The sequence below is a fragment of the Streptomyces sp. 8P21H-1 genome, from assembly GCF_013302945.1.
Genome location: NZ_JABTYA010000138.1, coordinates 1 through 6,094, shown reverse-complemented (window position 1 = coordinate 6,094; position 6,094 = coordinate 1). Strand labels below are relative to the sequence as shown.

Genomic DNA, 6,094 nt, shown 5'->3' with positions numbered 1-6,094 from the left:
CACCGCAGCTCCGCCGCGACGCCCCGCAGACCTCCGGGCGCCGGTGCGCCGGGAGGCAGCGGCAGCGTCCAGGCGTCGTCGCTGCCCGGCAGACCGAGGGCGTGCGCGACCGCGGCGGCGATCCGCGCGTGACCGAGCGGGCTCGCGTGCAGCCGGTCCGCACTCCACAGGCGGGGGTCCGTCACCGCGGCGTGGGCGGAGAGGTCGGCGACGGCCACCCCGTGGCGTCCGGCCGCCTCCCTGATGCGGGCGTTGAGAGCGAGGACCCGGCGGCCGACCGGCCGTGCCAGCGGGGTGATCCGGCCGACGTCGGGGAAGGTCACCGTCGCGACACGGGCGCCCTGCCCGGTCAGGGCGGCGAACATCGCCTCCAGGTGGCCCGCCGTCTCGTCCGCGTCGAAGCGGGGCCGCAGCAGGTCGTTCATCCCGGCGACCACGGTGGCCAGGTCGGGCCTCAGCGCCAGGGCGGGCGGAAGCTGCTCGGCGCGCACCTGCCCGGCGAGACGCCCGCGGACGGCGAGGTTGGCGTACAGCAGGTCCGGGCACCCCGCCGCGACCTCCTCCGCGAACCGGTCGGCGCACCCGCGCAGCCCGAGCACGTCGTCACCGTCGCCGAGCCCTTCGGTCTGGCTGTCCCCCAGGGCGACGTACCGCAGATATCCGCGCTCGGACACGGGAGGACCGCCTTTCTCCATAGCCTACGAGTACTCTATTCACTTTGTTGAGTATGACAAGGGGCGGCAACAGGCGGGGGCGGCCGGGACGCCACGCGGCCCCGGGCGGAGGTGACTCCACCCGGGGCCGCGCACCGCGTACCACGCGCAGGACGGACGGCCGACCGGCTCAGCCCAGCGACGTCATGACGTGCTTGATCCGCGTGTAGTCGTCGAAGCCGTAGCCCGAGAGGTCCTTGCCGTACCCGGACCTCTTGAAGCCGCCGTGCGGCATCTCCGCGACCAGCGGGATGTGCGTGTTGATCCACACGCAGCCGAAGTCGAGGACCTTGGACATGCGCATCGCGCGCGCGTGGTCCTTCGTCCAGACGGAGGAGGCGAGGGCGTACTCGACGCCGTTCGCGTACGCCACGGCCTGGGCCTCGTCCGTGAAGGACTGGACGGTGATGACGGGACCGAAGACCTCGTTCTGGATGATCTCGTCGTCCTGCTTCAGGCCGGAGACGACGGTCGGGGCGTAGAAGTAGCCCTTCTCGCCGACCCGGTGGCCGCCCGCCTCGACCCTGGCGTGGGCGGGGAGGCGCTCGATGAAGCCGCTGACCTGCTTCAGCTGGTTCGGGTTGTTGAGCGGCCCGTACAGCACGTCCTCGTCGTCCGGCAGGCCCGTCTTCGTGTCGGCTGCCGCCTTGGCCAGCGCGGCCACGAACTCGTCGTGGATGGACTCCTGGACGAGGACGCGGGTGGCGGCCGTGCAGTCCTGCCCCGCGTTGAAGAAGCCCGCCACCGAGATGTCCTCGACGGCCTTGGCGATGTCGGTGTCCTCGAACACCACGACGGGCGCCTTGCCGCCGAGCTCCAGGTGGACCCGCTTGACGTCCTTGGCGGCGGACTCGGCGACGGAGATGCCGGCCCGTACGGAACCGGTGATGGACGCCATGGCCGGGGTCGGGTGCTCGACCATGAGGCGGCCGGTGTCGCGGTCGCCGCAGATGACGTTGAAGACGCCCGTGGGGACGATCGAACCGATGATCTCGGCGATCAGGACCGTGGAGGCCGGGGTGGTGTCGGACGGCTTGAGCACGACCGTGTTGCCCGCGGCGAGCGCCGGGGCGAACTTCCACACGGCCATCATCATCGGGTAGTTCCACGGCGCGACCTGCGCGCAGACGCCGATCGGCTCACGGCGGACGATCGAGGTCAGGCCCTCCATGTACTCGCCGGCCGACCGGCCTTCGAGCATCCGCGCCGCGCCCGCGAAGAAGCGGATCTGGTCGACCATCGGCGGGATCTCCTCGGAGCGGGTCAGTCCGACGGGCTTGCCCGTGTTCTCGACCTCGGCGGCGATGAGCTCCTCGGCGCGCTCCTCGAAGGCGTCCGCGATCCTGAGGAGTGCCTTCTGGCGCTCCGCGGGGGTCTGGTCGCGCCAGGCGGGGAAGGCCGCGGCGGCGGCCTCCATCGCCGCGTCGACGTCGGCCCGGCCGGACAGCGGCGCGGTGGCGTACGCCTCACCCGTCGCGGGGTTGACCACGTCCGTGGTCCGTCCATCGGCGGCATCGCGGAACTCCCCGGCGATGTAATTGCGCAGACGACGCAGCTCGGTGCTCACTGCCCGGCCCTCCTGTCGGATGTCCTGTTGTCCTGTGCCCGGCGTCCCGCGCGGCGCGGGTGTCCACTGACTGAGACGCCCGGGCTCCACCCTAATCCTCACCCCGACGTTTTCAACACCCCTGCTGATCCCATAGCTGCGAAATCCGCAGACTGGGAACACCTGGACAACGAATTTCATCGATCGTACCTTGCGGAACTGTCGAGCCCTCATGCACAGTGAGCGCGTGGCCAGTCGAAGCGCAGACCCCAAGGACTCCCGCGAGTCCAGGAACGGCACTCCCCAGCCGGATGCCGTCTCCCTCGCCATCATCGAGCAGCTCCAGGAGGACGGCCGCCGCCCGTACGCCGCGATCGGCAAGGCCGTCGGCCTCTCCGAGGCGGCCGTGCGCCAGCGCGTCCAGAAGCTGCTCGACCAGGGCGTGATGCAGATCGTCGCCGTCACGGACCCGCTCACCGTGGGCTTCCGCAGGCAGGCGATGGTGGGCATCAACGCCGACGGGGACCTCGAACCGGTCGCCGACGCGCTGACCGCCATGCCGGAGGTCGAGTACGTGGTGATGACCGCGGGCTCCTTCGACATCCTCGCCGAGATCGTCTGCGAGGACGACGACCACCTGCTGGACGTCATCAATAAACGCATCCGGGTCCTGCCCGGCGTGCGCTCCACCGAGAGCTTCGTCTACCTCAAGCTCAAGAAGCAGACCTACATGTGGGGAACCCGATAGCCGTGACTGCCAAGGACCTCAGCCGCACCGCGTACGACCACCTGTGGATGCACTTCACCCGCATGTCCTCGTACGAGGACGCGCCCGTCCCCACGATCGTCCGTGGCGAGGGCACCTACATCTACGACGACCGGGGCAAGCGCTACCTCGACGGTCTCGCCGGCCTGTTCGTGGTCCAGGCGGGCCACGGCCGTGCCGAACTGGCCGAGACGGCCGCCCGGCAGGCCAAGGAACTGGCCTTCTTCCCCATCTGGTCCTACGCCCACCCCAAGGCCGTCGAGCTGGCCGAGCGCCTCGCGCACCACGCTCCGGGCGACCTGAACAAGGTCTTCTTCACCACGGGCGGCGGCGAGGCCGTCGAGACGGCGTGGAAGCTCGCCAAGCAGTACTTCAAGCTCCGGGGGAAGCCGACCAAGTACAAGGTCATCTCGCGCGCGGTGGCCTACCACGGCACCCCGCAGGGCGCCCTGTCCATCACCGGTCTGCCCGCCCTGAAGGCCCCGTTCGAGCCGCTGGTCCCCGGCGCCCACAAGGTCCCGAACACCAACATCTACCGCGCGCCGCTCTTCGGTGACGACCCGGAGGCCTTCGGGCGCTGGGCCGCCGACCAGATCGAGCAGCAGATACTCTTCGAGGGCCCGGAGACGGTCGCCGCGGTCTTCCTGGAGCCCGTGCAGAACGCGGGCGGCTGCTTCCCGCCCCCGCCCGGCTACTTCCAGCGGGTGCGGGAGATATGCGACCAGTACGACGTGCTGCTCGTCTCGGACGAGGTCATCTGCGCCTTCGGCCGGCTCGGCACGATGTTCGCCTGCGACAAGTTCGGTTACGTACCGGACATGATCACCTGCGCCAAGGGCATGACGTCGGGGTACTCCCCGATCGGCGCCTGCATCATCTCGGACCGGCTGGCCGAGCCGTTCTACCGGGGCGACACCACGTTCCTGCACGGATACACCTTCGGCGGGCACCCGGTGTCGGCGGCCGTGGGCCTCGCGAACCTCGACATCTTCGAGCGCGAGAAGCTCAACCAGCACGTGCTGGACAACGAGAGCGCGTTCCTGTCCACCCTGCAGAAGCTGCACGACCTGCCGATCGTCGGCGACGTCCGCGGCAACGGCTTCTTCTACGGCATCGAGCTCGTCAAGGACAAGGCCACCAAGGAGACCTTCACGGACGAGGAGTCGGAGCGGGTGCTCTACGGCTTCGTCTCGAAGAAGCTCTTCGAGTACGGCCTCTACTGCCGCGCCGACGACCGCGGCGACCCGGTCATCCAGCTGTCGCCACCGCTGATCTCGGACCGGTCGACGTTCGACGAGATCGAGGGGATCGTCCGCCAGGTCCTGACGGAGGCCTGGACGAAGCTGTGACGCCGGGCCGTCGCTCTTGAGGAGCGCGGGCAACTGCTGCTCTTGAGGGGCGCGGGCAACTGCTGCTCTTGAGGGGCGCGGGCAACTGCTGCTTTTGAGGGGCGCGGGGAACTGCGCGCCCAGCCCCGGCCCACCCGCACCCGACGACCGGGCCGGACCGCCCTGCCCCCGCCCCCGCCCCCGCCCCCGGTTCCGATGCGCTGAATCCGTTGAGCTGAAACTGTGATCAACACCGGCCCCGGTGCCGCCCGTTCGAGTGAGAAAGGGCGCCCCGGGGCCGTGTGCTGTCCGGCCTCCGCGCCCCGACTACCTAGCGTGCCCAGTGACCGATCGGCCCTGCCCTCGTTCCCCCGGCCGGGGGGGCCGTGCGCCCTTCCGGGGCCGTGCGACCCTCCGGGCCGCCCGGGCAGCGCGAATCAGATCTGAAGAGGTGTACGCGATGGTGGCTCCGCCGGACGACGACGTGCTCCGGGCACACGCCCTGCACGTCAGGCACAACGGCGCACCCGCACTCACCGGCGTCTCGCTCGGGGTGCGCGAGGGCGAGATCCTCGCCGTCGGCGGTCCGCGCGGCAGCGGCAAGACGACCCTGCTCCAGTGCCTGTCGGGACAGCTCCTGGCCCAGGAGGGCGAGGTCCGGTTCGACGGCACCCCCCTCCACACCCTGGGCCGGGCGGCCCGCGAGCGGCTGCGCCGCGACCGCTTCGGCTGGATCGACCCGGCCCCGGTGCTCGTTCCGGAACTGAACGCCTGGGAGAACGCGGCCCTGCTCCTGATGCTGCGCGGCGTCGGCCGCCGCCGCTCCAAGGCGACCGCCCTGGAGTGGCTGGACCGCTTCGACATCGGCGGCTGCGCCCGCAAACGCCCGTGCGCCCTGCGGCACGCGGAACGCCAGCGCGTGGCCATCGCCCGCGCCCTGGCGCCCGCGCCGACCGTGATCTTCGCCGACGAGCCCACCGCGCCGCTGCACCGCGCGGACCGCGCCCAGGTGCTGCGTACGCTCACCACGGCGGCCCGTTCGCACGGGATCGCCGTCGTCCTGGCCACGCACGACGCGGAGACCGCGGCGTTCGCCGACCGCACGGTGTCACTGCTCGACGGACGGCGGGTGGACACCGTCCATCTGCCGCCGGTCGGCGAGACGGAAGGCCGGGCCACGTGCTCGCTCTCCGCCTAGTGCGCGGGTCCGGCCCCGCCGTCCAGTTCCGCAGGCTCCTCGTCGCGACGGCGTCGGCGGGCACGGGCTTCCTGCTGCTGTGCACCCTCGGCTACGCGCTGGGGCACCCGGAGACCCCCGCGGCCGCCGCGCTCCGGCTCGCCTGGTGCACCGTCCCGATCGCCGCCACCGTGCAGTTCGCGGCCGCCGTCGCCCGTACCGACCCGGCCACCCGGCCCCGCCAGGGGCTCTCGGCGATCGGCCTGGGCCCCGGGCGGCTGCTGCTCCTCACGGTCCTCTCGACCGCCGTGTCCTGCACGCTGGGCTCGCTGGCCGCCCTGCTGCTCTTCCTGCACCTGCGGGGCGGTCTGTCCGACCTTCCCTTCGACGGCGAGGCGGCCCTCCTCCTCGCCGCGAACCAGCCGCTGCCCCTGCCGGCCGCGCTCACGCTGCTGACGCTGGTACCGGTCCTCGCGTCGGTGGCCGCCACGGCGGTGCTGCGCCCGCAGGTCGTGCTGAGGCCGGGCCCGCCACCGGGCGGGCGCCCGGGCCGCCTGGGCGGCT

Annotated in this window: 5 protein-coding genes and 1 pseudogene; 4 read left to right on the top strand and 2 right to left on the bottom strand. The window is 71.6% G+C overall.

Features of this window, described 5'->3' with window-relative positions; translation table 11 throughout:
* Both HO151_RS02475 and HO151_RS02470 read right to left on the bottom strand, forming a co-directional pair.
* The coding region (locus HO151_RS02475) for an SGNH/GDSL hydrolase family protein (protein ID WP_368039392.1) at nucleotides 1–674 on the bottom strand (674 nt) is incomplete at its 3' end.
* A 169-nt stretch (nucleotides 675–843) separates the two neighbouring features.
* Nucleotides 844–2,280 (bottom strand): gamma-aminobutyraldehyde dehydrogenase, encoded by a 1,437-nt coding sequence (locus HO151_RS02470; RefSeq protein ID WP_173894486.1) that lies wholly within the window; start codon nucleotides 2,278–2,280, stop codon nucleotides 844–846.
* A gap of 211 nt (nucleotides 2,281–2,491) precedes the next feature.
* Between HO151_RS02470 and HO151_RS02465 the strand changes: the two genes are divergently transcribed.
* From HO151_RS02465 to HO151_RS02450, 4 genes and pseudogenes are all read left to right on the top strand, one after another.
* Nucleotides 2,492–3,007, top strand: a complete 516-nt coding sequence (locus tag HO151_RS02465) for an Lrp/AsnC family transcriptional regulator (RefSeq protein ID WP_173894485.1) — start codon at nucleotides 2,492–2,494, stop codon at nucleotides 3,005–3,007.
* Entirely contained in the window at nucleotides 2,992–4,374 is a 1,383-nt protein-coding gene (locus tag HO151_RS02460) for an aspartate aminotransferase family protein (protein WP_173894484.1), read from the top strand. Before HO151_RS02465 ends, HO151_RS02460 begins: the two co-directional genes overlap by 16 nt.
* Before the next feature lie 439 nt (nucleotides 4,375–4,813).
* Nucleotides 4,814–5,551 carry an ABC transporter ATP-binding protein gene (locus tag HO151_RS02455; RefSeq protein WP_173894483.1) on the top strand — a complete coding sequence of 246 codons (738 nt, stop codon included), beginning with the start codon at nucleotides 4,814–4,816 and terminating at the stop codon, nucleotides 5,549–5,551.
* Nucleotides 5,533–6,094: pseudogene (locus tag HO151_RS02450) on the top strand (hypothetical protein); the annotation flags it as partial. The gene HO151_RS02455 and the pseudogene HO151_RS02450, both read left to right, overlap by 19 nt.